This window comes from Arthrobacter ginsengisoli, from assembly GCF_031456935.1.
In the GTDB taxonomy this organism is placed as follows: Bacteria; Actinomycetota; Actinomycetes; order Actinomycetales; family Micrococcaceae; genus Arthrobacter; species Arthrobacter ginsengisoli.
The window spans coordinates 218,373-242,442 of the sequence record NZ_JAVDVQ010000006.1 but is presented as its reverse complement, the minus strand read 5'-3'; the positions used below and the strand labels follow the sequence as shown (position 1 = coordinate 242,442).

At 66.5% G+C, this 24,070-nt stretch carries 26 protein-coding genes; 14 read left to right on the top strand and 12 right to left on the bottom strand.

Features of this window, described 5'->3' with window-relative positions; genetic code table 11:
- The first annotated feature begins 176 nt into the window (after positions 1-176).
- The 6 genes from J2X01_RS09685 to J2X01_RS09660 all read left to right on the top strand — a co-directional run bounded on the left by J2X01_RS09685 (position 177) and on the right by J2X01_RS09660 (position 4,349).
- Positions 177-353: a CsbD family protein gene (locus J2X01_RS09685; RefSeq protein ID WP_035739049.1), complete on the top strand. Its 177-nt coding sequence runs from the start codon at positions 177-179 to the stop codon at positions 351-353.
- 797 nt (positions 354-1,150) lie between these two features.
- Positions 1,151-1,477 carry an ArsR/SmtB family transcription factor gene (locus tag J2X01_RS09680; RefSeq protein ID WP_310056267.1) on the top strand — a complete coding sequence of 109 codons (327 nt, stop codon included), beginning with the start codon at positions 1,151-1,153 and terminating at the stop codon, positions 1,475-1,477.
- Complete coding sequence (locus J2X01_RS09675) at positions 1,474-2,364, top strand: cation diffusion facilitator family transporter (RefSeq protein WP_310056265.1); 891 nt, start codon at positions 1,474-1,476, stop codon at positions 2,362-2,364. Before J2X01_RS09680 ends, J2X01_RS09675 begins: the two co-directional genes overlap by 4 nt.
- Positions 2,364-3,056, top strand: coding sequence for a DsbA family protein (locus J2X01_RS09670; RefSeq protein WP_310056261.1), 693 nt, complete (start codon positions 2,364-2,366; stop codon positions 3,054-3,056). Before J2X01_RS09675 ends, J2X01_RS09670 begins: the two co-directional genes overlap by 1 nt.
- Before the next feature lie 30 nt (positions 3,057-3,086).
- Entirely contained in the window at positions 3,087-3,398 is a 312-nt protein-coding gene (locus J2X01_RS09665; RefSeq protein ID WP_310056258.1) for a thioredoxin family protein, read from the top strand.
- A gap of 183 nt (positions 3,399-3,581) precedes the next feature.
- Positions 3,582-4,349, top strand: coding sequence for a dienelactone hydrolase family protein (locus tag J2X01_RS09660; RefSeq protein ID WP_310056255.1), 768 nt, complete (start codon positions 3,582-3,584; stop codon positions 4,347-4,349).
- A 37-nt stretch (positions 4,350-4,386) separates the two neighbouring features.
- Here the strand turns inward: J2X01_RS09660 and J2X01_RS09655 are convergent, their stop codons facing one another.
- From J2X01_RS09655 to J2X01_RS09645, 3 genes are all read right to left on the bottom strand, one after another.
- Positions 4,387-4,839: a universal stress protein gene (locus J2X01_RS09655; RefSeq protein WP_310056252.1), complete on the bottom strand. Its 453-nt coding sequence runs from the start codon at positions 4,837-4,839 to the stop codon at positions 4,387-4,389.
- A gap of 23 nt (positions 4,840-4,862) precedes the next feature.
- On the bottom strand, positions 4,863-5,249 hold the full coding sequence (locus tag J2X01_RS09650; RefSeq protein WP_310056249.1) for an SHOCT domain-containing protein: 387 nt from the start codon (positions 5,247-5,249) through the stop codon (positions 4,863-4,865).
- 94 nt (positions 5,250-5,343) lie between these two features.
- Positions 5,344-5,760, bottom strand: a complete 417-nt coding sequence (locus tag J2X01_RS09645) for a hypothetical protein (RefSeq protein ID WP_310056247.1) — start codon at positions 5,758-5,760, stop codon at positions 5,344-5,346.
- Positions 5,761-6,248: 488 nt separating this feature from the next.
- Here J2X01_RS09645 and J2X01_RS09640 point away from each other — a divergent pair, with 488 nt between their 5' ends.
- Positions 6,249-6,788: a hypothetical protein gene (locus tag J2X01_RS09640; RefSeq protein ID WP_310056245.1), complete on the top strand. Its 540-nt coding sequence runs from the start codon at positions 6,249-6,251 to the stop codon at positions 6,786-6,788.
- Between the two features lie 109 nt (positions 6,789-6,897).
- Here the strand turns inward: J2X01_RS09640 and J2X01_RS09635 are convergent, their stop codons facing one another.
- The 5 genes from J2X01_RS09635 to J2X01_RS09615 all read right to left on the bottom strand — a co-directional run bounded on the left by J2X01_RS09635 (position 6,898) and on the right by J2X01_RS09615 (position 13,124).
- Positions 6,898-8,358, bottom strand: coding sequence for an amino acid permease (locus tag J2X01_RS09635; protein ID WP_310056242.1), 1,461 nt, complete (start codon positions 8,356-8,358; stop codon positions 6,898-6,900).
- A gap of 295 nt (positions 8,359-8,653) precedes the next feature.
- Positions 8,654-10,327, bottom strand: a complete 1,674-nt coding sequence (locus tag J2X01_RS09630) for an ABC-F family ATP-binding cassette domain-containing protein (RefSeq protein ID WP_310056238.1) — start codon at positions 10,325-10,327, stop codon at positions 8,654-8,656.
- A 128-nt stretch (positions 10,328-10,455) separates the two neighbouring features.
- Complete coding sequence (locus J2X01_RS09625) at positions 10,456-11,331, bottom strand: metal ABC transporter permease (protein ID WP_310056235.1); 876 nt, start codon at positions 11,329-11,331, stop codon at positions 10,456-10,458.
- 3 nt (positions 11,332-11,334) lie between these two features.
- Positions 11,335-12,156, bottom strand: coding sequence for a metal ABC transporter ATP-binding protein (locus J2X01_RS09620; protein WP_310056233.1), 822 nt, complete (start codon positions 12,154-12,156; stop codon positions 11,335-11,337).
- On the bottom strand, positions 12,153-13,124 hold the full coding sequence (locus J2X01_RS09615) for a metal ABC transporter substrate-binding protein (RefSeq protein WP_310056230.1): 972 nt from the start codon (positions 13,122-13,124) through the stop codon (positions 12,153-12,155). Before J2X01_RS09615 ends, J2X01_RS09620 begins: the two co-directional genes overlap by 4 nt.
- A gap of 52 nt (positions 13,125-13,176) precedes the next feature.
- Between J2X01_RS09615 and J2X01_RS09610 the strand changes: the two genes are divergently transcribed.
- The 5 genes from J2X01_RS09610 to J2X01_RS09590 are packed head-to-tail and all read left to right on the top strand — an operon-like array spanning position 13,177 to position 17,488.
- Positions 13,177-13,938: a CPBP family intramembrane glutamic endopeptidase gene (locus J2X01_RS09610; protein WP_310056228.1), complete on the top strand. Its 762-nt coding sequence runs from the start codon at positions 13,177-13,179 to the stop codon at positions 13,936-13,938.
- A gap of 39 nt (positions 13,939-13,977) precedes the next feature.
- Complete coding sequence (locus tag J2X01_RS09605; RefSeq protein ID WP_310056226.1) at positions 13,978-14,418, top strand: VOC family protein; 441 nt, start codon at positions 13,978-13,980, stop codon at positions 14,416-14,418.
- Between the two features lie 21 nt (positions 14,419-14,439).
- Positions 14,440-15,393: a 1,4-dihydroxy-2-naphthoyl-CoA synthase gene (locus tag J2X01_RS09600; protein ID WP_310056223.1), complete on the top strand. Its 954-nt coding sequence runs from the start codon at positions 14,440-14,442 to the stop codon at positions 15,391-15,393.
- 9 nt (positions 15,394-15,402) lie between these two features.
- On the top strand, positions 15,403-16,557 hold the full coding sequence (locus tag J2X01_RS09595) for an AMP-binding protein (protein ID WP_310056221.1): 1,155 nt from the start codon (positions 15,403-15,405) through the stop codon (positions 16,555-16,557).
- 49 nt (positions 16,558-16,606) lie between these two features.
- Positions 16,607-17,488 carry a 1,4-dihydroxy-2-naphthoate polyprenyltransferase gene (locus J2X01_RS09590; protein WP_310056219.1) on the top strand — a complete coding sequence of 294 codons (882 nt, stop codon included), beginning with the start codon at positions 16,607-16,609 and terminating at the stop codon, positions 17,486-17,488.
- 116 nt (positions 17,489-17,604) lie between these two features.
- On the opposite strand, the gene J2X01_RS09585 is transcribed toward J2X01_RS09590, so the two are convergent.
- On the bottom strand, positions 17,605-17,913 hold the full coding sequence (locus J2X01_RS09585) for a DUF4229 domain-containing protein (RefSeq protein ID WP_310056216.1): 309 nt from the start codon (positions 17,911-17,913) through the stop codon (positions 17,605-17,607).
- Positions 17,914-18,083: 170 nt separating this feature from the next.
- On the opposite strand from J2X01_RS09585, the gene J2X01_RS09580 reads away from it, so the two are divergent.
- Together J2X01_RS09580 and J2X01_RS09575 are read left to right on the top strand one after the other, a co-directional pair.
- A complete protein-coding gene (locus J2X01_RS09580; protein WP_310056214.1) occupies positions 18,084-18,509 on the top strand; it encodes a PLDc N-terminal domain-containing protein in 426 nt (141 codons plus the stop codon).
- A 467-nt stretch (positions 18,510-18,976) separates the two neighbouring features.
- Positions 18,977-19,807 (top strand): putative endonuclease domain-containing protein, encoded by an 831-nt coding sequence (locus tag J2X01_RS09575; protein ID WP_310056211.1) that lies wholly within the window; start codon positions 18,977-18,979, stop codon positions 19,805-19,807.
- A gap of 551 nt (positions 19,808-20,358) precedes the next feature.
- Here J2X01_RS09575 and ccsB read toward each other — a convergent pair.
- The 3 genes from ccsB to J2X01_RS09560 are packed head-to-tail and all read right to left on the bottom strand — an operon-like array spanning position 20,359 to position 24,064.
- Positions 20,359-21,480 (bottom strand): c-type cytochrome biogenesis protein CcsB, encoded by a 1,122-nt coding sequence (gene ccsB / locus J2X01_RS09570; RefSeq protein WP_310056208.1) that lies wholly within the window; start codon positions 21,478-21,480, stop codon positions 20,359-20,361.
- Entirely contained in the window at positions 21,480-23,309 is a 1,830-nt protein-coding gene (resB, locus tag J2X01_RS09565; protein ID WP_310056206.1) for a cytochrome c biogenesis protein ResB, read from the bottom strand. Before resB ends, ccsB begins: the two co-directional genes overlap by 1 nt.
- Positions 23,309-24,064: a cytochrome c biogenesis CcdA family protein gene (locus J2X01_RS09560; RefSeq protein ID WP_310056204.1), complete on the bottom strand. Its 756-nt coding sequence runs from the start codon at positions 24,062-24,064 to the stop codon at positions 23,309-23,311. The genes resB and J2X01_RS09560 overlap by 1 nt, the downstream gene beginning before the upstream one ends.
- Positions 24,065-24,070: the final 6 nt, after the last annotated feature.

Genomic DNA, 24,070 nt, shown 5'->3' with positions numbered 1-24,070 from the left:
GATCGAGCCTAGCCCGGCGCCGCCGAAGAATTCATCCCGCCGGCACGGGATTGCGCCTTGAAACTGCGCCCGCTTGATCCGAGACGCACTTGAGACCCAACACCTCTTGAATTAGTAAGCATGCTTTGTGTTATGGTGAGTGAACGATCAACCGGAAACGAAAGGTGGTTCCCACCATGGGTATCGGAGACAAGATTCAGAACGAAGCAGAGCACCTGGGCGGCAAGGCCAAGGAAGCCACTGGAAACGCGACAAACAACGACGAATTGCGCGCGGAGGGCCAGAAGGACCAGGTCGTCGCCGACGCCAAGAAGGTCGGCGAAAACGTCAAGGACGCCTTCAAGAAGGATTGATAGTCATCAACGAAGTCGGCGGCGTCGGACATTCCTTTGGGGGATGTCCGGCGCCGCTTTCGTGTGGGCTGCGTGGGCTGGGGCGGACGCCGTTCGCGCCGCCAGATCGCCACAAACGGCCGCCATTCGCGGGGACGTGCGCCGATTCGCCACAAGTGGCCGCCACTCCACCCCGGATAGCGGCCACCTTCGTCCAACCGACGCGACCCCGGCGCAACCCCGGCCTCCGAGACAGCTCCGGCACCACCGATTCGCCACAAACGGCCGCCACTCCTGGCGACGTGCGCCGATTCGCCACAAGTGGCCGCCACTCCACCCCGGATAGCGGCCACCTTCGTCCAATCGATGCGTAGCCGGCGCAACCCCGGCCTCCGAGACAGCTCCAGCACCGCCCATTCGCCACGAGTGGCCGCCATTCGTGGGAACGTGCGCCGATTCGCCACAAGTGGCCGCCATTTCACCCCGGATAGCGGCCACCTTCGTCCAACCGATGCGACGCCGGCGCGACCCCGGCCTCCGAGTCAGCTCCGGCACCACCGATTCGCCACAAACGGCCGCCACCCCTGGCGACATGCGCCCATTCGCCACAAACGGCCGCCACTCCTGGCGACATGCGCCGATTCGCCACAAAGGGCCGCCATTCCACGCCGGATAGCGGCCATCTTCGTCCAACCGATGCGACTCCGGCGCGACCCCGGCCTCGGTGGCAGCTCCCGCACCGCCCATTCGCCGCAAACGGCCAAACAGCAGCTGAATACACAATTGCGTGAATACATCCAGGACTGTATTTTGTTGGCATGGAAACTCTTACGCATGCCCCGGTGCTGGCCCGGTTCGGCTACGCGGTCTCTGACCCTACCCGGGCGCGGATTCTGCTGGCCCTGGCGGATGCGCCCGCGTATCCGTCGGACCTGGCCGATTCCCTGGGGGTCTCGCGGCAGAGCATGTCCAACCACCTGACATGCCTGCGTGGCTGCGGCCTCGTCGTGGCTGTCCCGGATGGACGGCGGACCCGTTATGAGCTCGCTGACGCCCGGTTGGGCCATGCGATCAGGGATCTGCTCGGCGTAGTGCTGGCCGTTGACCCGGCCTGCTGCGCCCCGGACGGAACGTGCCTGGCATGACCACGACACTCCAGACCGTGCCCACCGCCTCCCGGCGCGCTGTCCTGAGCCGGAGGATCCGGCTGTTCGCGGCCGCGACGATCACCTACAACCTCGTTGAGGCCGTCGTCGCGCTCTGGGCGGGCAACGTGGCGGATTCCTCGGCCCTAATCGGCTTCGGACTCGATTCGGTGATCGAGGTCGCCTCCGCCGTCGCCCTGTCCTGGCAGTTCTCCGCCAAGGACCCTGAACGGCGCGAGCACATAACTCTGCGGATCATCGCGATCTCCTTCTTCGCCCTGGCACTGTTCGTCTCCGTCGACTCCGTCAGGTCGCTGACCGGAGGCGGCGAGGCCCAGCAATCCACGCCGGGCATCGTCATCGCTGCCCTGAGCCTGGCCATCATGCCCGTCCTGTCCTGGCTTCAACGCCGTGCCGGCCGGGAACTCGGATCCAAGACCGCGGTGGCGGATTCCAAGCAGACGCTGCTGTGCACGTACCTCTCCGCGGTTCTGCTGGTCGGCCTGGTGCTGAACAGCACGCTGGGCTGGTGGTGGGCAGACGCCGGCGCGGCACTGGTCATCGCCGGGATCGCCGTCCGTGAAGGCATCAACGCCTGGAAAGGCGACGTTTGCTGCGCCCTCCCCCATGCCGCGGCCGACCACGACCAGGATGCCGATGAATGCTGCGCCACCGCCGAACCGGGCACCGGCAAAAGCAACGACGGCGCACGGGCCGGTTCGGCCAAGCCAACAGCTCCGACGACTGTTGCCGGACCGAGTGAGGCTTCCGACTGCTGCGAGGGCTGCGGATCGGGTCCCGGACCGACGGCTCTCAGCCTGTCTCTGGCCCCAAAAACGACCGCCATAGAACCAGCCCGCAGCGATCAGGAAAGCAACCACAGCTGATGACACGGACCCTAACAAAAACGCCGGCCCCCAGCGACCCGGCCAAGACGGCCCGCCTGGTGATATGGATCCTGCTGGCGGTCATCGTCACCGGCGGTGTCATCTGGTACGCGGTCTTCACCGCCACCAAACCCGCACCGACACCCCCGCCTGCAGCCGCGGATGCACAGCTCGTCCGGGAGGACAGCCACCGGGTAACATCTCCATCCACCGAGAAGGCGCAGCTCGTCGAGTTCCTGGACTTCGAGTGCGAATCATGCCGCGCCGCCGAGCCGCTCGTCCAGGAGCTGAAGCAGGAGTACGGGGACAGGATCACGTTCGTCCACCGTTACTTCCCGCTCCCCGGGCACCGGAACTCCGCAACCGCGGCCCTCGCCGTCGAGGCCGCGGCCGCGCAGGGCAAGTACGAACAGATGGCCGCAAAACTGTTCGAAACCCAGCCCCAGTGGGGCGAGAGGCAGGACTCCCAAGGCGCCCTGTTCAGGACCTTCGCGCGGGAGCTCGGCCTGGACTTGAACGCCTACGACGCCGTCGTGGCGGATGAAAAGACCAAAGACCGGATCCGCAAAGACGTCGCCGACGGCACAGCTTTGGGCGTGACCGGGACGCCCACGTTCTTCCTTGACGGTGAAAAGCTCATCCTCAACAGCGAGGCGGAATTCCGCCAGAAACTCACCGACGCCGCACAATAGCCGGCGGGCCCGGACAGGAACAACGACCATATGAGAATAGAACTGCTCCACATCGATGACTGCCCGAACACGGCAAAAGCGCTCGAGCAGGTCGAAGCCGCTCTGGCCGCCCTGGGGCGCGACGACGTCCCGGTCCAATTGCGGCTCATTGAGTCTGTTGCCGAGACCGCCGGGACTGGATTTGCCGGTTCGCCCACGATCACCGCAGACGGGGCCGATATCTTCCCCGACGGGGCGCCCAGCGGTGATCTCGCATGCCGGATCTACCCCACGCCCGGCGGGTATGCGGGGGTGCCGACCGTCGATCAGGTGAAGGAAGCGCTGAAAAACCATGGCCTCTGACATGTACTGCCAGTGTTCCTGCTGCGGCCGGACCATGCAGCGCAAGAAGCTTCATGCCCTCGGCGCCGAACCCGCCTACATTTGCGTGCGCCGATTCGCCACAAACGGCCGCCATTCCTGGGGACGTGCGCCGATTCTGTGAGATTGTCGGGTAACAGCATCCGCCAAGGGAAGGCCCGCATCATGACGCTCATCGACCTCAGTGCGGCGGGCACCGCATCGGCCGGAGCCGCAACGGCCCTCACCGGATCGCGGAACTTGCGCGGCTACCTGGCGGAACCGGCGGGAAACGGCCCGTTTCCCGCCGTCCTGATGATCCACGAGGCGTTCGGCCTCAATGACATCTCGCGGCGCCAGGCGGACCGGCTCGCGCGGGCCGGCTACCTGACGCTGGCGGTGGACCTGTTCAGCGACGGCGGGGCGCGCCGCTGCCTGGTCTCCACCATGCGCTCGCTCATGTCGGGCACCGGCAAGGCCTTCACGGACCTGGCCGCTGCGCAGGCCTGGCTGGAGCGGTCGGGGCGGACCAACGGCAAAATGGGCGTCATCGGATTTTGCATGGGCGGCGGTTTCGCCCTACTGATCGCCAAGGACGGCTTCGACGCGGCGGCCGTGAACTATGGCAGGCTGCCCAAGAACCCGGAGGAAGCACTGCTGGGCGCGTGTCCGGTGGTGGGCAACTTCGGCAAGGCGGACCGCACCCTACCCGGAGAGGCCGCGAAACTCGAAACCGTCCTTGATGGTCTGGGGATCGAGCACGACGTCAAGGAATTCGACGGCGCCGGCCACGCCTTTATGAACGACGCCGAGGGAGGCCCGCGTCCGCTCCGGCCCCTGTTCCGCGTCATGGGCGTCAAACCGGACCCCGACGCTGCAGCGGAAGCCTGGCAGCGGATTGAAGACCACTTCGCCCGGCACCTTGTGGAAGGCCCCTCGCCTAGCGCCCAGTGATCAGCGCCCAGTGATTGGGCAAGTCACCTCGGGACGCTCAAGCGGTTTTCGGGCGGACAACCAGGACAGGGCACGGAGCGTGGTTGGCCAATTGGGCGGAGACTGATCCGATGTGCAGGCCGGCGAAGCCGCCGTGGCCGCGGGAGCCGACGATCACCAGGTCGGCTTCCCGTGCGGCCTCAATAATTGCTGACGCCGCTGAGTCGTTTTTGATAGTCCGTGTCACGACGTTCACACCTGCTGCTGCCTGTGCCGCTTTCGCGCTGAGTGCTTCAGCTTGCTGCTCGGGGGAGGATTCCGCCACGATTTCGCCTGCGGCTGTTTCCAGCATCGCTGGATACCACGCCATCGGCGCTTTATTCCAGATCGTCAACACCCGAAGCTCCGCATTGCGGTACCGGGACTCTTCAATGGCCCATTCCAGGGCTTCATGCGATTGTTTCGAGCCGTCATACCCGATCACGATCACAAAGGGATCCACTTTTTTCATGGTTCCAGCTTTCACTGATGCAGTCAGCGGACGACTCTGCTCCTGATCCGGTCGAACTCAGCAGCGCTGATGGTGCCGGCGTCCAGGAGGGCCTTGGCATTGGAGATTTCATCGGAAGGACTCACCGAGGCCGTGTGTCGGAAGTACCCGTTGACTTCCGTCTGGTCACGACCAGCCCGGTCCATGGACCGCCGCGCCATGCCCTCACCGCGGGCAGCCAGGTAGACCAGGAGGGACAGGAACGGGAGGAAAATCAAAAAGACGATCCACACTGCCTTCCACCACCCGCTCAATTTGTGATCGCGGAAAAGATCGACAATCACCGCAAATATGGCAAATAAATAGGCGAAGAACACGAAAGCACAGAAAGACCACCACAATATTTCCCAAAAATTCTCCCAGAAACTCATGCGTCTTTCCTACTTTCCACAGGAACGGCTTCCCCCGGCTCTGGCCGTGGACCCAGCCCCGCACGGGAACAACTGCCTGGAGACTGCTGTACGCCTAACACTTCAGTTGACTCCTGACGTCACTGACCGCTGCCTGGGCCTTAGCTGCTTCGTCCCGCAGTGAGGCAGCCGCCTGCGTCAGGGTTGCGTCATCAGGAACGTCCTTGACCGCCTTATCGAGGTTCTGATCGGCCGTCTTTACGGCATCGGCGCGGTCCTGCGACACGTCCTGGGTCTGCTTGATCATCTCCTGGTAGGTCTTGTCGACCTCGGCCCGCGCCGATTTGACCTGCTCCACCGTGGCGCTGGGCTTCAACGTGTCCTTGAAATTTGTTAGGGCCGAGCCGTAGGCGCTGATGGCCGCACAGGCCTGGCTGACATTCTCCTGCGGGGTTGGCGCGCAACCGGTCAACAGCGCAACTGCCGCGCCGAGCGCGACAGACCCCACAACTACGCGATGTGCTCTGAACATTGGACATTCCTTACGAAAGGGACCGTTTCCGGCAGCCCGGTGAGCGCTGACAGCTACCACCAGTGTCATCCATTCGCTCATCCCCGGCCTCACCCGGTCCGGGTGAAATCCCGGTGACTCACCGGCAGCGCTCCTCGCGGGCAGAACAATTTACGTTCGGAGTGGGAGGGCTTGGGCGCATCGGTCCGATCACGGACCACCCCCGTCAGAAACCAGAAGCGGTTGCCCATCACACCAGCCACCCGCATCCAGAGCTCCGAGGGGTTTAGCACCACAGTGCAGGTGGCGGAACCTCGTGATCCCAGTAGGCGGACCAAGTAGTCCGAGCGAAAAAGTAGAGTACTCCCTACTCATAGGTTTCCTTCTGCCTCATTCGTAGACTCCAGTAACGGAAGTAACACCAGCAACGGAAGTACCGCGCTTCCACTGCACCGTGCACGGACCTGGCGATCGGCGCCTGAGCAACAGCTAAAAGGGGAATTGGTCTCATGAGTAAGAAGTCATTCGTGTTCGCTGCAGGGGCCACGGCCTTCGCGGCGTCACTGGCCCTGGCGTCACCGGCAGCGGCCTCCGTCACGTTCGACCCGGCCACGGGCACCGGCTTTGTCGGCAAGGGCGATGTCCAGACAGTCTTCGAATGGAGCAACAAGACGCTCCAGACCCACGCTTCAACGGTCGACTTCCGCGTGAATTCCGTGAACGAGACGACCTGGACCTGCACCAAAACCCTCACGACGGGGAACGGGCAGACCAAGGAAATCGTCCAGGAACGTCGTACCACCACGAGTGTCCAGGGCCTCGTGGCCACCGTTCCCCGGAGCAACTCCAACGGTAAGGACGGCCCGGTCACCGGTTTCTCGCTCCAGGGCTATGAGGGAACCGCGACGCTTGAGACCGACGGCCCCGCCGTGGGCACCTGCCCCGCCGCTCCGAGCGGCTTTGTTTATGACCAGAACGCCCAGACAGCAGGATCAGGCGGCGGCCTTGAGGTCACCTATGACGGGACCAGCTGGTACAGCATCGGCTAGGCACCGCCTCGGACAGGTCCCAACGACGGAAGGGGAGCGCCTCGGCGCTCCCCTTTCGTCGTGATTCGCCGGCGGTGACGGCCGCCGTCGTCGTGCTTCGGTACCGGACTTAGCTGAAGAGCTCGCTCTTCGGTTCGTTGTTCTTGACCTTCTGCCACCCGAGCCACAGCACGAGTGCGAAGAACGGGATGGTCGCCAGGGTCCAGAGGCCGAGGTGGAAGACCTCGCCGCTCTTGCTGGTCATGGTGTCGAAGCCGATCAGGACCGTGATGGCCAGCAGGGCAACCAGGCCGGCCCAGCTGGTCCAGGGCGCCCCCGGCATGGGCAGGGAGGAGACCTTGCCCTTGGTCTTCCGGAGTGCGATCTGGCTGGCGAAGATGGCGCCCCAGGTGAAGATCACGCCGATGGACGCCGTGTTCAGCGCGAGGTCGAAGGCATGCGAGCCGCCCAGCCAGATGTTGAGCAGGATGCCGGCGAGGTAGACGCCGCCGATCGCCAGGATGGCGGCGTACGGCACGTGGCTCTTGGACATCCGGGTCAGCCACTGCGGAGCATGTCCATTGTTGGCCATGGTGCGGAAAATCCGGCCGATCGAGTACAGGCCCGAGTTGCAGGAGGACAGTGCGGCGGTGATGACGATCATGTTCATGACATCGCCCATCCAGCTGAGACCCATCTGGCCGAACACGGTGACGAACGGCGAGGTTCCGGCGACGTACTGGTCCGAGGGAAGCAGCATGGCCAGCAGCGTGACGGAGCCGACGTAGAACACCACGATGCGGAAGACGACGGCGCGGATCGCCTTGGGGACTTCCTTGGCCGGGTTCTGCATTTCGCCGGCGGTGATGCCAACGAGTTCGATCGCGTTGTAGGCGAAGATCACGGCGTTCAGCACCAGGATCATCACGAGGGCGCCCTTGGGGAACATGCCCCCCTCGGCGGCGAAGAGGTTGTTGACCGAGGCGTGGCCGCTGCCGACCTGGGCGTTGGTGACCACCATGAAGGTGCCCACGGCCAGGAAGATGAGGATGGCCGCGACCTTAAGGACGGAGGCCCAGAATTCGAATTCGCCGAACGCCTTCACGCTCAGGAGGTTCACTCCCACGAGCAGCAGCAGCGCCGAGATGGCGGTCAGTTCGACCGGCACGTTGGGGAAGAAGAACTGGAAGTACAGCCCGATCGCGATGAGCTCGGCGATCCCGGTCATGGCCCAGTTGATGAAGTACATCCAGCCGGACAGGTAGGCGCCCTTCTTGCCGAACATTTCACCGGCGTAGCTGACGAAGGAGCCGGAGGTCTGGCGGTACATGATGAGTTCGCCCAGGGCGCGCATCAGCAGGTAGGCGATGACGCCCGCGATCACATAGGAGAAGATCAGCGCGGGGCCGGTGGAGGCCAGACGTCCGCCGGCGCCCATGAAGAGGCCGACGCCGATTGCGCCACCCATCGCGATCATGGTGACCTGACGTCCGCTCAGGGACTTTGCATAGCCCTCGGCGCTGAGGGTCGAGTCGACGACGGCGGGTTGCGCCGTCGGGCTCTCAAGTTCTGTGGGGGTAGGTGTTGACACAGCTGTATTCCTTGTAGGTCGAGGTATGGCCGGGAATGGACGGCGGGCTCAGGTACACAAAATTCGGGCTTGAATCCCTCGCAGGGAACAAGACATGTACCGAACCTCACAAGTGTCGAAGTTCGCGCGGCTCATCTATCGTACTAGCATTGGGGGCCCGACGTGACGCGGGCAACATCAGGGCGGCTTTAAGCCCAATTAAGAATGCCATCTTGTCTGTGTTGCCGAATGATGTTCGATTCCAGCCCGCCAGGTCCCGGGGAATCCGTCGGGCAGGCCGTCTGCCGGGCGTCTGCTAGGCCAGGGCGCCGTCGCGCATGGCATACCGGAGCCAGTTCCCGCCGGCATTCCCGTGCCCGGCGCGGTTCGCGGCGCGGTGCCCGGTGCTGGTTTCAAGGGCGCAGGTGTCGAACCACTCCCCCAGCGCCCGGTCGTGGCTGACCATGACCAGGGTCCCGGCGAAATCCGAAAGGGCCGCTTCAAGCTGTTCCACCAGGACAGGTGCCAGATGATTGGTGGGCTCATCGACGAGCATCGTCCCGAAGCCGCCCAGCAGCAGCCGGGCGAGCGCCAGCCTGCGTTGTTGCCCTGCGGACAGGCTGCCCACCGGAACGTGGAATTCGCTGGTCCGGAAGAGCCCCAGGCGCAGCAGCGCCTCGGCGTGCTCGTCAATGTTGCCGCCCAGTCCCGCGGCGAAAGCCGGCAAGAGACGCAATCCCGGGCGCTGCGGGAGCTCCAGCTCCTGCTGCAGGTAGCCGACGCGGCCGTGCCGCACCACGGTGCCCTTGGCCGGTTCCAGCGTGCCCGCGAGGACGGAGAGCAGCGTCGACTTTCCCGCACCGTTGGGACCGGTGATAAGGATCTTCTGGCCGGCCTCCACGCGGATGTCTGTCAATTCCAGGCGGCCGGGCACCGCCACGCCCTTCGCTTCAAGGGCGGGGCCCGCCGCACCGTCGGCGCGCAGGTCTGTCGCCAGCTTCAGGGGCACGGGCGGCCGGTCGATGGGATTCGCCTCCAGCCTGCGGAGACGCTCCTGGGCGTTGCGGACCTTGCTGGAGGCTGCCTTCTGCCACGTCCCGGCCTTGAAGTCGAACCCCATCTTGTCGCCGTCGCGTTGGCGGGCGTAGCCCATCCTTCCCGCGACCGTGTCCGCCTGGAGCCGCTCGGCAGCCATCGCGTCCAGCCACCCGTGGTACTGCTGCGCCCAACGCTGGCGTTCGGCCGCCTTCTCCCGCAGGTATCCCTCGTAGCCGTTGCCATACCGGTTGACTGTCCGGCGTTCGGCGTCCACTTCAATCACGGTTGAGGCCACTTTGCGCAACAGGACCCGGTCGTGGGAAACCACCACCACGGTTCCGCGGTGCGTGGCCAGCCGCGCCTCCAGCCAGGCCGTCCCGCTGGCGTCGAGGTGGTTGGTGGGTTCGTCCAGGAGCAGGATGTCCGCGGGATCGGCCAGCACGCAGGCCAGTGCCACACGTTCCTGTTCCCCGCCGGACAGCGAGCCCAGGGTCCGCATCCGGTCCAGCCCGCCCAGGCCCAGCCGGTCCAGCGCCGCCTCCACCCGGGACTCCGCGGCGTAGCCTTCCCGGAGCTGGTACTGCGTCTGCAGGTTTCCGTAGCGCTCCAGTTCGTCCGCTTCCGCGCCGGCAAGCCCGTCCTCCAGACGGTCCAGCTCGGCCTCCAGGTCGCGGAGGGATTCCAGTGCGGCGTCGATCGCGTTGCTCACGGTGAACGCATCAGGCAGGCCGAGGGTCTGGGCAAGATAGCCCACGCGGCCCTGCCTGGCGGCGGTGCCCTCGTCCGGGGCCTCAAGCCCGGCCAGAATCCGGAGCAGCGTGGATTTGCCGGCGCCGTTTTCGCCGACGATCGCCACATGCTCACCGGCCGTGATGGCAAGGTCGACGCCGGCAAAGAGCTGGCGGTCCCCGTAGCCGTGGGATACGCCCGAAAGGCGGAGATGTTCGCTCAAGGAGTCCTCGCAAGTAGGTGCCGGGCCTGCCCGGCGGCGGCCTGCGTCGTCAAGGGCCCGCGTCGTCAAGTATGCCACCGTCGACAATTGCGGAGGAACCGGGGCGCAGGCCGCCGTCGAACCCGGGCTCAGGCGGCGAGCACTACCGCCTTCTTCCGGCGGGCCTTCGCCAGCCGGGTCCCGATCAGGCCCTGCCGGGGGCTGAACAGATAGACGACGGCGAAGGCGGCCCCCTGCGTCAGGACCACCATGGCGCCGGAGGCGGTGTCGAGGTAGTAACTGAGGTAGATGCCGGCGATGGAGCACACGGCGGAAATGACCGGAGCGATCACCAGCATGCGGGAGAACCGGTCCGTCAGCAGGTAGGCCGTGGCCCCGGGGATGATCAGCATCGCCACCACCAGCACCACGCCCACGGTCTGCAGCGCCACCACGGAGGTCAGCGCCAGAAGGCCCAGCAGCAGCGCTCCGAGGCGCTTCGGGGACAGCCCGATCGCGTGGGCGTGCGTGGGGTCAAAGGCGTAGAGCGTGAGGTCGCGGCGCTTGAGGATCAGGATGGTGAAGGCGACCACCCCCAGCACAAGAACCTGGATGAGGTCGGGGATGCTGACGCCGAGCAGGTTGCCGAAGATGATGTGGTTCAGGTCCGTCTGGCTCGGCGTGACGGAGATGAGCACCAGGCCCAGCGCGAACAGCGAGGTGAACACGATCCCGATCGCGGCGTCCTCCTTCACCCGGCTGGTGTTGCGGACCACCCCGATCAGGGTCACGGCAATCAGCGCGAACACCAGTGCCCCCAGAGCGAAGGGTGCCCCGACAATGTAGGCGAGCACCACACCCGGCAGCACGGCGTGCGAGACGGCGTCGCCCATCAGGGACCAACCAATCAGCACCAGCCAGCAGCTCAGCACTGCGCAGACGATGGCCGCGAGCGCCGTGGTGACGATGGCACGGACCATGAAGTCATAACTCAGCGGTTCCAGCAGGATGTCGAAGAGATCCATGGTTCAGCTCCTGCCGGGTTGGGTCGAAAGGTCGGGGCCGGCCGGGCCGGGTTTCGAAAGGGCGGGGTCGTCGGCGGGGTCGGCGTCGGGAAGGTCCCGGTTGAGGACGTCGAGGCCGAAGGCCATGGCCAGGTGCTCCGGCTGCAGCACCACCTCGGGCGGGCCGTGCATCAGGACCCGGCGCATCAGGAGCACGGCCTCGTCGCAGAGCTGCGGCAGGGCGTGCAGGTCGTGGGTTGAGATCAGGATGGTGCAGCCGTCCGAGGCGAGCTCCTTCAGCAGGCGTGTGATGGTGGCCTCGGAGCGCTTGTCCACCCCGGCGAACGGCTCGTCCAGGAGCATCATGGTGGCTCCCTGGGCGATCCCCCGGGCCACGAAGGCGCGCTTCTTCTGGCCGCCGGAGAGCTGGCCGATCTGCCGGCCGGCGAACTCGGACAGTTCCACCCGGTCCAGGGCGAGGTCGACGGCGTCGCGGTCCGCCCGGGACGCGCGGCGGGTGAAGCCCTGGTGCCCGTAGCGGCCCATCATCACCACGTCGCGGACGGACAGCGGGAACTGCCAGTCCACGTCCTCGCTCTGCGGGACGTAGCCGATGCCGCCCCTTTTGCGTGCCTTGGCGGGCGGTTCGCCGTTGATGAGGACACGGCCGGCGTCGGGCTTGACCATTCCCATGATCGCCTTGAACAGCGTGGATTTGCCGGAGCCGTTCATCCCCACCAGGCCGCAGATCCGGGCGGCGTCAAGGGACAGCGACGCGGCGTCGAGCGCCAGGACCTCGCCGTAGTGGACGGTGACGTTTTCCACCAGAATCGCCGGATTGCTCATGATGCCGCTCCTGTCAGGCCTTCGGTGATGAGCTTGGAGTCGTGCCGGATCAGGTCCAGGTACGTGGGGACCGGGCCGTCCGCCTCGGAGAGCGAATCCACGTACAGCACCCCGCCGAACGTCGAACCGGTGGCACCCACCACCTGGCGCATCGGAGCGTCCGAGACCGTGGACTCGCAGAAAACGGCGGGGACCTTGTTGGCCTTCACGAATTCGATGGCCTTGGTGATCTGTTGCGGCGTGGCCTGCTGTTCGGCGTTGACGGCCCAGATGTAGACCTCCCGGAGGCCGGCGTCGCGGGCGAGGTACGAGAATGCGCCCTCGCACGTCACGAGGGCCCGCTGCGCCTCGGGAACGGTCGCGAGCTTCTGGACCATTTCGTCCTTCACGGACTGCAGCTTGGCCTTGTAGGCCGTGCCGTTCGCTTCGAAGACCGCCGCGTTGGCCGGGTCGAGCTTCGAGAACGCCTTCACCATGTTGTCCACATAGATCTGGACATTGACCGGCGACATCCAGGCGTGCGGGTTCGGCTTGCCCTGGTAGGAGTCCTCGCTGATGGACATCACCTCCACGCCCTCGCTCACCACGGCGTGCGGAACGTCCAGGCCTTCAACGAACTGGGCAAACCACGCTTCGAGGTTCAGTCCGTTGTCCAGGATCAGGTCCGCCTTGGAGGCCTTGCGGATGTCCCCGGGAGTGGGCTCGTAGCCGTGGATTTCAGCGCCGGCCTTGGTGATGGATTCAACCTGCAGCTTGTCCCCCGCCACGTTTTGTGCCACGTCCGCCAGCACGGTGAAGGTGGTCAGCACCACGGGCTTGTCGCCCCCGGAACCGGCACCCTGCCCCGCGGCGGGTGTTCCGCACGCGGCCAGCGACAGGCACAACACGACGGCGGCGGCAGCTACGGCGGCGCGGAGGCCACGGGTCCGGCGGACGACTTTGGCACACCGAAACAAAATATTAGGCATACCGAATATTGTACGTGACCCTGCCGTTCGGCCGCGGCGCTAGGCTGGTGGCATGGGCACCGTTCTCCGCACACTCCCCGCACCGCGGCCGGAACTTTACCGGTTCACGCGGCTCGATTTCATCACGGCAGGCCTGTATGTGGCGGTGGCCGCATTTTTCGCGGTGGCCGGCGGACTGCTGGTCCCGCTGATGCTCCAGCTCTCGCCCAACCCGGCGGTGGCGTCCTACTCCGTCAACCTGATCTTCTACGCCAGCATCGGCATCCTGGCCCTGGCCGCCGTCCGGCAGGTCGCCGCCCGGGATCTCAGGGTCCTCGCCACGCGGCCCTGGTTCACGGTGCTCATGGTCCCGCTGGCCGTGGTGGCTATGATGATCCTCACCGCGGTCCTGGTCTCGCTGACGGGGCCGGTGCAGATGTCCGCGAACCAGGCCGGCCTGCAGGCGCTGATGCAGCAAGTGCCGGCCTGGCTGATGGTGCCCCTACTGGTGATCGTGGGGCCCTTTGTGGAGGAATACATCTTCCGGCACTTGCTGATCGGCAAACTGAGCCGGCGGGTGAACCTCTGGGTGTGCTGTGCCTTGTCGGTGGTGCTGTTCGGGGCCCTGCACATCGTCGGGCAGGAAGAGCTGACCCTGCCGGTGGTGATGCCCTACCTCGCCATGGGCGTGGTCCTGGTGTTTGTCTATGTCTGGACCGGCAGGAACGTTATGTTCTCCTATTTCGTGCACGCCTCGAAGAACCTGCTGGCGGTTATCTTCATCTACGCCATCCCGCCGGAACTGATGGAGCAGCTCCAGCAGGTCCAGGGCTGACCCCTACCGCCGCCCGCGCCGACGTCGTAGTTTCTTTCCATGACACTCAACATCCAGATCGCCGTCGACTGCCGGAATCCGCATGAACTCGCCGACTGGTGGGCCGCAACCCTTGAGTGGGCCGTGGAGCCGCAGGATGAGAACTTCATCCGTTCCATGATCGAGCAGGGCTTCGCCACTGAGGCTGAAACCAAGCTGCACCACGGCAGCCTGGTGTGGGCTGCCGGCGCCGCCATCCGCCCGCCCGAGGAACTCGACGCCAAATCGCCGGCCCGCCGCATTCTGTTCCAGACCGTCCCGGAAGAAAAGACGGTCAAAAACCGGATCCACTGGGACGTACGGCTCGCCGGCGTGGACAAGGATGCGGCCCGCACCGCCCTCGAAGCGCGCGGCGCCACCTTCCTCTGGACCGCCAGCCAGGGACCGCATTCCTGGCACACCATGGCGGACCCGGAAGGCAACGAGTTCTGCATCAGCTGAGGCCATTACTAGACTCGGACTGTGAGCAACGAAATCCCCGCCAAGGTGTCCGACGTCTTTGACCCCACCCGCTGGCGCACCGTGACCGGCTTCGACGATTTTCAGGACATGACCTACCACCGGCAGGTGGAGCGTTCCGCGGACGGCACCGTGGTCCGCGACCTGCCCACGGTCCGGATCGCCTTCGACCGGCCCGAGGTCCGTAATGCCTTCCGCCCCGGCACCGTGGACGAGCTCTACCGCGCCATGGACCACGCCCGGATGACCCCGGACGTGGCCACCGTGCTGCTCACCGGCAACGGGCCCTCCGCCAAGGACGGCGGCCACTCGTTCTGCTCCGGCGGGGACCAGCGGATCCGCGGCCGCGACGGGTACCGCTACGCCGAGGGCGAGACCAAGGAAACCATCGACCCGGCCCGCGCCGGCCGGCTGCACATCCTCGAGGTCCAGCGGCTCATGCGCACCATGCCCAAGGTGGTCATCGCCGTCGTGAACGGCTGGGCAGCCGGCGGCGGGCACTCGCTGCACGTCGTCTCCGACCTGACCATCGCCTCCCGCGAGCACGGCAAGTTCAAGCAGACCGACGCCACCGTGGGCAGTTTCGACGCCGGCTACGGCTCCGCGCTGCTGGCCCGCCAGATCGGCCAGAAGTCCGCCCGTGCGATCTTCTTCCTGGCCCGCGAATACTCGGCCGAGGACATGGTCCGGCTGGGTGCGGTGAACGAGGCCGTGGACCATGAGCGGCTCGAGGACGTGGCGCTGGAATACGCCGCGGATATCGCCCGGCAGTCCCCGCAGGCCCTCCGGATGCTCAAGTTCGCGTTCAACCTCGCCGACGACGGCCTGGCCGGCCAGCAGGTCTTCGCCGGCGAAGCCACCCGGCTGGCCTACATGACGGACGAGGCCGTGGAAGGCAAGGACGCGTTCCTGGAGAAGCGCGATCCGGACTGGTCCAAGTACCCGTACTACTTCTAAGGCGGCCCCGTGACTTCCGGAGCTGTAAACATCGAGCCCGCCCTCACGGCGCTGGCCGCTGCCCTCCGCGGTGAGGGCCCCGCCGTCGAACTCGCCGCGGGGCCGGACGGTGCCCCGGTCGCGGTGCCGGTCGAGACCCCCGGCGTGGCGGACGCCGCCGTCGTGGTGCGGACCTCCGGCTCCACCGGCACGCCCAAGGCGACCGTGCTGACCCTCGATGCGCTGGCGGCCTCCTCGATGGCCACCGCCCTGGCGCTCAAGGGTGAAGGCCAGTGGCTGCTCGCCCTGCCTGTACAGTACGTGGCCGGCGTCCAGGTGCTGGTCCGCTCGCTTTTTGCCGGGACCCGGCCGTGGGCGATGGACCTCAGCGGCGGTTTTACCCCGGAGGCGTTCACCGCCGCGGCTTTGGAGCTCACGGACAAGCTCCGCTTCACCTCGCTGGTGCCGACCCAGCTGCAGCGGCTGCTGGACTCGCCCTCGGCCGAGACCCTCGCCGTGCTGCGCCGCTTCAACGGGATCCTGCTCGGCGGCGGTCCGGCGGCGCCGGAGCTGCTGGCGGCGGCGCGGGATGCCGGCGTGCGGGTGGTGACCACTTACGGCTCCGCGGAGACCTGCGGCGGCTGTGTGTACGACGGTGTCCCGCTGGACGGCGTCGTGGTCCGGGTGGCCGACGACGGGCGCATCCTGCTCGGCGGCGAAACCATCGCCGCCGGCTACCTGGGCGCGCCGGAGCTCAGCGCTGCGACGTTCGTGGCGGACGGCGGCGTGCGCTGGTACCGGACCAACGATCTCGGCGAGCTGGACGACGCGGGGAAGCTGACCGTCCTGGGCCGGGCCGACGACGTCGTCATCACTGGCGGCGTGAAGGTCTCGGCCGGGCATGTGCAGGCGGAGCTGGAAAAGCTCGACGGCGTGCGGGCCGCCTTCGTCGCCGGTGTCCCCTCCGCCGAGTGGGGCCAGGCCCTCGTCGCGTACGTGGCGGTGGCGGACAGCTCGCCGGACGCCCTCCGGAACTTCACCGCCGGCGCTGCCTGGGCGCGGGCGTTGGGCAGCCTGGCCCCGAAGACCGTGCTGGCGGCCGGTGAACTGCTGATGCTGCCGAACGGGAAACCGGACCGCCTTTCGATGACGGTTCGGCTCACAGAGCTGCATCAGGGAAAATAGATAGGCCGGGCACTCCCGGCTTCGCCAAACCAACACGAGGTACTGACACGTGGCTACAGCCGCTCAATGGATCCAAGGCGCCCGACTGCGCACCCTGCCGGCCGCGATCGCGCCGGTCCTGATCGGCACCGCGGCCGCGTACGAGATGGACGCCTTCCGTCCGCTTAACGCGGTGCTGGCCGCGCTGGTGGCCCTGTTGCTGCAGGTTGGCGTGAACTACGCCAACGACTACTCGGACGGCATCCGGGGCACCGATGAGGACCGGGTGGGCCCGCTCCGGCTGGTCGGCTCCGGCGCCGCGAAGCCCGAGAACGTCAAGTACGCCGCCTTCGCCGCGTTCGGGCTGGCGATGGTGTTCGGCCTGGCGCTGGTCATCCTCTCGCAGACGTGGTGGCTGATCCTGGTGGGCCTGGGCTGTGTCCTGGCGGCGTGGGGCTACACGGGCGGGAAAAATCCGTACGGCTACATGGGGCTGGGCGACCTGTTCGTCTTTGTGTTCTTCGGTCTTGTGGCCACCCTCGGTACGACCTACACGCAGGCCGGGCAGATCAGCCTCGCCGCCATCATCGGCGCGATCGGCACGGGCCTCATCGCCTGCGCCCTGCTGATGGCCAATAACGTCCGCGACATCCCCACCGACCGGAAGGCCGGAAAGAAAACCCTGGCGGTGCGGCTCGGCGACAAGTACGCCCGGGAAAGCTACGTGCTGATGCTGGCCGTCGCGATCCTGCTGCCGATTGTGCTGGCGCCGACCCGGCCGTGGATGCTGATTGTGCTGCTGCTGATCCCGGCCTGCCTGATGCCGTCCTGGCTGATGATCGCGGGCCGGCGGCGCAAGAGCCTGATCCCGGTGCTCAAACAGACCGGACTGATCAACCTCGGCTACGCGGTGCTGTTCTCGCTCGGCCTCGTGCTCAGCCACGGGTTCTAGCGCCACGGAGCGGTTTGCGGGCCGCGGCGCTGATGCGGGCGGCGCTGATGCGGGCCGCGCTGGCGCTGCTTGCCGCGGGAGCTACGGGTCCCGCGGCTGCAGAAGCCCTGGAAGATCTAGGAGTCCTTCGGGCGGCTGTCCGTGTGGACGGTGATGTCGGGGTGCGCGTCGACCAGGCGGTCCTCGGCGTCGGCGTCGTCCACTTCCCCGGCGCTGCGCAACGGCTTGGCCTTGCCCGAGAACTGCCGCTGGAGTGAAGCGGCAGCGGCGTCGCGCTGCTTCTGGAAGAAGAGGAAGCTGATCGCGAACGCCATCATTCCCGCGCAGAGGACAGCGAGCAGCCATCCGAGCTGGAGGTAGACGAACAGCGCGAACAGCGGCGCGAAGAGCGCCAGCCGGATCAGGGAGTATTTCAGGAAAGCCACACTCCAAGTTTAGCCGCCTGCCGGCTGCCCCGGCCCACGGATGCTGCAACGAGGCTGCAACGAGGCCACGCCACCGGCCCAGCCGGGCGTTCCTGCGTCCAACAGCGGACGTCGTCCCAGACAGGGGAACGGGAGACTCCGGAGCGTCCCCCTGAGGCTAGACTGATTACATGCTCCGTGTAGTGGTCATCGTCGCCGTTCTCGTCGTATTCGTCTACGGACTGGTCGACGTGATCCGCACCGACCCGCGCCAGACCAAGGGCATCTCGAAGCCGGCCTGGATTGTGGTGCAGATCGTCATCCCCGTGATCGGAGCCATCCTGTGGTTCCTGATCGGCCGACCCCGTGGCACCACCGCCGCGCGTCCCACTTACAGCCACACGCTGGCGCCCGACGACGACCCGGACTTCCTGCGTAACCTCGAACTCCGCCGCCGCCAGCAGGCCGAAGCCGACAGGCTCAAGAAGCTCAAGGACGAACTGGACGCCAAGGAGCGCAAGGCCGACGGCGCCAAAGGCACGTCAGGCACCCACGGCTCCGAATCCGGCGAAACCCGCGGCAGCGGCGACACTCAGGGCACCGACGAGATTAAGTAGCACCGCTCCGGCCCGAGGGCCTTGCCACCTTCGACCCTCGCCCGCGGCCGCCGTCCCCACCAAAAACCCCCGCCACGCCGGAGCGCTCCCCGTCCGTTCGCCACACATGGCCGCCATCCACGCTTCATGGCGGCCATCTTCGTCGAATCGCCGCCAACAAGGCGCCCCCGGCGTCCGTTCGCCACACATGGCCGCTATCCACGCTTCATGGCGGCCATCTTGGTCGAATCGCCGCCACTAAACCGCACCCGCGTAGGCCGCTCACAAGAGCACTATTCCCCCACACTGTGGATAACCTCTGAGCCCCCTTCCCTCGCGGCCAGAATGCTCATATGCACCCACCTAGTGAGCTTCCCCCGCAGCTTCGAAACCAGCCCTTCACCGTGGCCCAAGCCCGCGCTTCCGGGCTGAGCCGACGACGAACCCGGGCTCGGGATCTCGTCAGCCCCTGCCACGGAGTGCGTGCCGTGGCGACCACGCAGGACGGTTTGCTGGACCGTCTGCGCGCTCTGGCCGCTGTCACCGGCGCTGTCGTGAGCCACCTGTCGGCAGCAGTGCTCTGGGGCTTTCCCCTGCCGAAGGCACTGGAGAACTTGACCGTCGTCCATCTGACGAGTGAGCCGAGCAAGAGGGCAGTGCGTTATAAGGATGTCGTGGGCCATCAGCAGACACTCGAACCGGAAGAGATCGTAGCCGGGGCCTGGGTGAGCTGCACCTCCCCGCTGCGGACATGGTTCGACCTCGCCGGCATACTGAGCCACGACGATTTGGTGATTGCTGGCGACTTCCTTTTGCGCCGGAGGAACCCGCTGACCACGATCGTGGCGCTGGACGCTTTTCTCGCCGGGAAACGCGGCAGGCCCGGCTACCGGCGCGCCATGCGTGCCCGGGCACTGATGCGCCCCAACACTGACTCCCCCAAAGAGACCGAACTGCGGATGCTTCTGATCCGTCATGGTCTTCCGGAGCCCGGAGTCAACGTCCCGATCTTCGACGCGACCGGCGGTTGGATCCAGGACCCCGATCTGTCCTATGGACAAGAAAAAGTGGCCATCCAGTACGACGGCGGGCACCATGCCGATCCGGCGCAGCGTCGCAGCGACGTCTTCAGAGATGAGAGCGCCCGGGATGCCGGGTGGCGAGTCGTCGTATTGACGCAGCGGGACCTGGACCCGTTGGCATCCGGCATGGATCCGACGGCCGTGACCCGCGTGCGGGCGGCGCTGGCGGAGCGCGGCTGGACACCCGAACCGCGCCGGAGTCAGAGGCGTACCGGTCTCCGCCCGGCACCCGAATGAGTTGAAAGGCTACTATCCAGGGAACCTGCCACCCACATGACACGAATGGTCGCCACCCAGGACACCCGATCCCCCGTCTGACACGAATGGTCGCCAAGAGGGTCGGAATAGCGGCCAGCTGTGGCGAATCGGCGCTGAGCGAATTGGCTTAGCGGCCGTTCGTGGCGAATCGATGGAGTGCGTGGGCCGGCGGGTCCTGAAAGGCACCGCTCGGAGGCCACCCCTGTTCTAAAGCGGAGCACCGCCACCGTCCGGTCACGCATCTGACGCAAATGGCCGCCACCCAGGACACCCGGCCACCCATCTGACACGAATGGCCGCCAAGAGGGTCGGAATAGCGGCCAACTGTGGCGATTCGGCGCAGAGCGAGTGGTTTAGCGGCCGTTCGTGAAGAATCGATGGAGCCAGACCGGAGAACACGCCCGACCCCTCCCCCAACGCCGCGCCCAACTGACACGGATGGCCGCTAAGCGGCGTGGCTTAGCGGCCATCTGTGGCGAATCGATGGGCTGGGGCTCGGGCGCGGGATGGGCCGGCGCACCAGGTGCGGGCTACAGCCCCGAGTAGGAGTGCAGTCCGTTGAAGAACTGGTTCACGATCGTGAAGTTGAAGACCACGCAGAGGTAGCCGACGATCGAGAGCCAGGCCGCGCGGGTTCCGGTCCAGCCCCGGGTGGCGCGGGCGTGCAGGTAGCCGGCGTAGACGACCCAGATCACGAAGGTCCAGACTTCCTTGGTGTCCCAGCCCCAGAAGCGTCCCCAGGCCTTCTCGGCCCAGATGGCGCCGAACATCAGCGTAAAGGTCCAGCCGACGAACGCGATGGCGTTGATTCGGTAGGAGAGGTTCTCGAGGCTCAACGCGGACGGCACGAGGCGCATGAAGCCCAGCTTGTCGGCACCGCCGGCAGCGACGGTCTTCTGCCGGTGTGATTGGACCAGCTGCAGGGCCGACATCGCGAACGTCAGGGTGAACAGCGCGGAGGACAGCACGGCGATCGAGACGTGGATGATCAGCCAGTAGCTCTGCAGCGCGGGAACGAGGTGTCCCACCGGCGTCCAGTACGCCACGGAGGCAGCCACGAGCATGATGATCGCGAGACCCACCACGAAAGTGCCGAGGAAGCGCAGGTCGCGCCGGATCAGGACCAGCAGGAAGACGGCCACGGCCACGAACGCGCCGGTGGTCAGGAACTCGTACATGTTGCCCCACGGCACCCGCCCCGCGCCGATGGCCCTGGTGATGACGCCGGCCGCGTGGATGGCGACACCCAGAACCGTCAGGGCCACAGCCACCCTTGCGGGAGCACGGCGCTCGGCCGAGTAGCGCATGGCGCCATCGGCGGTTTGGCCGATGCCGGCGGCATTCCCGGCCCCAGCACGCGCCACGGACGACGTCGGGCGCTCGGCCCGGCCGACAGGTCCGGCCACGTCCGAGTCGGCCCGGTCATGAGCCCCGGTGGCGGTCCCGGAAGAGGCTCCGACGCCGGCAGCCACCGGAACGCGGGCGGACTCGGCGCCCGCGAGCTCGGCGGCCTTGAGGTCCACCGCGCGCAGCATTTTGCTGCTCTTGGCCAGATCCCACGCGAAGGCGATGAACGCCACCGTATAGGTGCCCGCCGCGAGGAGCATGAACAGCTCGCTGTACTGGCCCATGGTTTCGTTGATGGGGAGCATTACTGATCCTTCTTTGACTCGGAAGAGCCTGCTGTGGACTGGATGAAGTCTGCTGTGGGGTGGTCCGGGGAGGCCTGCTCGGCACTGGCGCCGGACAGCTTGGTATCCGCCCGGCCATTATCCACTCCCCCGCTGGGAGCCGACTGGGAGCTGCCGTCGAGATCCCAGGCTTCCGCGAGCAGTCTGCGGACCGCAGTTGCTTCGCCGGCAAGCCGGTGGTCCTCGCCGCGGGCCAGGAGCCCGTATTCGACCATGGTGCGGCCGTCCTCGTGGGTCCCGGTTCGGACCCAGACGCGGCGGCGGTTCACGTACAGCGAGGTGACCAGGCCGGCCACCGCCAGGAGCGCGAAGATCAGGGCGTAAAGCTGGCCCGGATTGTGGTGGATGTCGACGCCGATGTAGCGCTTCACGCCGTCGAAGCTGATGGAGCCCTTGCCGTCCGGCAGGGTGTAGCTGGCGCCCGGCGAGAGCGTGATGCCGCCGGCGTCGAGGTTGCGGGCGTTGAGCGGGGTGAGCTTCTCGACGTCGAGCTCGAAAACGTTCTGCGGGGCGCCGTCGTCCAGGCCCAGATCGCCGTAGTACGAGTTCAGGCTCAGCTGCGGGTTGAACAGTTCCGGATCGCCGCTGAAGGACACGCCTTCCTCCGTGATGAAGGCGGTGGGCAGGAAGAAGCCGGCAAAGGCGAGCTGCTCGGGTTTGGCATCCGGAACCTTGATGACCGCGGAGGAGTAGTAGTTGTCGCCCTGCAGCTTGGCCACCACGGGGCCCTGCATGGCGATGTTCCCGGCGCCGTCGCGGATGGTGACGACCGGGGCGTAGCCGTTGCCGGTGAGGTACATGCTGGTGCCGCCCAGCGTGAGCGGGTCGTTGACCTTGAGCACTTCCTGCTTGGCAGGGGCGTCCGGGGTTTCCTTCGTGGTCACGTCGGCCTTGAAGTCGATGGGCTGGCCGTTCTTGCCCTGGGACTCGCGGTCGAAAGTGATCTGGAACTTGTCCAGCTGGACCGAGTACGGCTGCAGCTGGCTGCTCTGGAAGTTGGTGCCCGGGGTGAACTGGTCGTAGCCGACGAGGGTGTTGACGAAGGTGTCGCCCTCCACGAGGATCCGCTGCCCGCTGTAGCCGAACAGCCCGCCGACCGCAACGGACACGAGCACGCCGATCAGCGAGGTGTGGAAGACGAGGTTGCCGACTTCGCGCAGGAAGCCGCGTTCCGCGCCCACCGAGGGCCGGGCCCCGTCGCGGTCGCGGATGTCCACGCGGTAGCCGCGCTTTTTCAGCACCCCGGCGGCGTCGGCAATGGCGCGCGACGCCGGGATCCCGGCGTCGGCGGGAATCACGAGCGTGCCGTATTCGGGCAGCCGCGACAGCCGGGCGGGCGTCCGCGGCGGCTGGGACCGCATCGCCTTGTAGTGCGCGATGGCGCGCGGGACCACGCAGCCGATCAGCGAGATGAACAGCAGGATGTAGATGGCGGAGAACCACGCCGAGGAGTACACATCGTAGAGCTGGAGCGAGTCGAGGATCTTGCCGTAGTCGGGGTTGTCCTTGATGTACTGCGTGACGATCGAGGGGTTCGCGGGCCGCTGCGGGAAGAGCGAACCGGGCACCGCGGCCACCGCCAGCATCAGCAGCAGGAACAGCGCGGTGCGCATGCTGGTCAGCTGGGTCCAGGCCCAGCGGAGCATGCCCATCGGGCCCAGCGCCGGGAGGACAGCCTCAGCCTTCGCGGCCGCGACCGGGCCGGCACTGCCGGACTTGGTCCCGAACTTGCTGCCGGACTTTGTCCCGGGGGCCGGGGACTTCTTCTTTACGTTCACTCGCTCGCTCATCAGATCGGCAATTTCACATCGGTTTGGAACCAGTACTGCAATTCGGACACCCAGGTGCCCCACACTCCGCTGGCCATCAGCAGGCCCAGTCCCACCAGGATTCCGCCGCCGATGCGCTGGATGGCGAGCCGGTGTTTGCGGAAGAAGGACATCACGCCGATGCCGCGGCGCACGGCCAGGGCGATCAGCAGGAAGGGGATGCCCAGCCCAAGGCTATAGACAAAGGCCAGGAACGCACCCTTGGCCGCCGAGGATCCCCCGGAAAGGCTCAGCAGCTGGACCGCGGAATAGGTCGGGCCGATGCAGGGCGCCCAGCCGAGGCCGAAGGTGATGCCCAGCAGCGGCGCACCCCACAGCCCGGCCGGCGGCCTGGACTGGATCTTGGCGTCGCGCTGCAGCCAGCCGAACCCGCCCATGAACACCACACCCATGATGATCACGAGGACGCCCAGCAGCTGGGTGATCCAGGCGTTCTGCGAGCCGGTGATCAGCGTCCCAAGCTGCCCGAACGCCCCGCCGAGCAGCACAAAGATCACCGAGAAACCCAGCACAAACAGCCCGATGCCCGCCAGCATGCGGCCGCGCTTCTGCTTTTGGAGGTCGACGCCGGTCAGTCCCGTGACGTAGCCCAGATAGCCCGGCACGAGCGGCAGCACGCAGGGCGACAGGAAGGAGACGAAGCCGGCGAGCAGTGCCACCGGGATGGCAAGCAGCAGCGAACCGCTCAGGATGGCTTCGGCGAAGGGGCTGTTCACGATGGC

What these genes read in the sequence shown, in the direction of transcription:
- J2X01_RS09685 (WP_035739049.1), top strand. Translation starts at nt 177, where the DNA reads ATGGGTATCGGAGACAAGATTCAGAACGAAGCAGAGCACCTGGGCGGC.
- J2X01_RS09680 (WP_310056267.1), top strand. Translation starts at nt 1,151, where the DNA reads ATGGAAACTCTTACGCATGCCCCGGTGCTGGCCCGGTTCGGCTACGCG.
- J2X01_RS09675 (WP_310056265.1), top strand. Translation starts at nt 1,474, where the DNA reads ATGACCACGACACTCCAGACCGTGCCCACCGCCTCCCGGCGCGCTGTC.
- J2X01_RS09670 (WP_310056261.1), top strand. Translation starts at nt 2,364, where the DNA reads ATGACACGGACCCTAACAAAAACGCCGGCCCCCAGCGACCCGGCCAAG.
- J2X01_RS09665 (WP_310056258.1), top strand. Translation starts at nt 3,087, where the DNA reads ATGAGAATAGAACTGCTCCACATCGATGACTGCCCGAACACGGCAAAA.
- J2X01_RS09660 (WP_310056255.1), top strand. Translation starts at nt 3,582, where the DNA reads ATGACGCTCATCGACCTCAGTGCGGCGGGCACCGCATCGGCCGGAGCC.
- J2X01_RS09655 (WP_310056252.1), bottom strand. Translation starts at nt 4,839, where the DNA reads ATGAAAAAAGTGGATCCCTTTGTGATCGTGATCGGGTATGACGGCTCG.
- J2X01_RS09650 (WP_310056249.1), bottom strand. Translation starts at nt 5,249, where the DNA reads ATGAGTTTCTGGGAGAATTTTTGGGAAATATTGTGGTGGTCTTTCTGT.
- J2X01_RS09645 (WP_310056247.1), bottom strand. Translation starts at nt 5,760, where the DNA reads ATGTTCAGAGCACATCGCGTAGTTGTGGGGTCTGTCGCGCTCGGCGCG.
- J2X01_RS09640 (WP_310056245.1), top strand. Translation starts at nt 6,249, where the DNA reads ATGAGTAAGAAGTCATTCGTGTTCGCTGCAGGGGCCACGGCCTTCGCG.
- J2X01_RS09625 (WP_310056235.1), bottom strand. Translation starts at nt 11,331, where the DNA reads ATGGATCTCTTCGACATCCTGCTGGAACCGCTGAGTTATGACTTCATG.
- J2X01_RS09620 (WP_310056233.1), bottom strand. Translation starts at nt 12,156, where the DNA reads ATGAGCAATCCGGCGATTCTGGTGGAAAACGTCACCGTCCACTACGGC.
- J2X01_RS09615 (WP_310056230.1), bottom strand. Translation starts at nt 13,124, where the DNA reads ATGCCTAATATTTTGTTTCGGTGTGCCAAAGTCGTCCGCCGGACCCGT.
- J2X01_RS09610 (WP_310056228.1), top strand. Translation starts at nt 13,177, where the DNA reads ATGGGCACCGTTCTCCGCACACTCCCCGCACCGCGGCCGGAACTTTAC.
- J2X01_RS09605 (WP_310056226.1), top strand. Translation starts at nt 13,978, where the DNA reads ATGACACTCAACATCCAGATCGCCGTCGACTGCCGGAATCCGCATGAA.
- J2X01_RS09580 (WP_310056214.1), top strand. Translation starts at nt 18,084, where the DNA reads ATGCTCCGTGTAGTGGTCATCGTCGCCGTTCTCGTCGTATTCGTCTAC.
- ccsB (WP_310056208.1), bottom strand. Translation starts at nt 21,480, where the DNA reads ATGCTCCCCATCAACGAAACCATGGGCCAGTACAGCGAGCTGTTCATG.
- resB (WP_310056206.1), bottom strand. Translation starts at nt 23,309, where the DNA reads ATGAGCGAGCGAGTGAACGTAAAGAAGAAGTCCCCGGCCCCCGGGACA.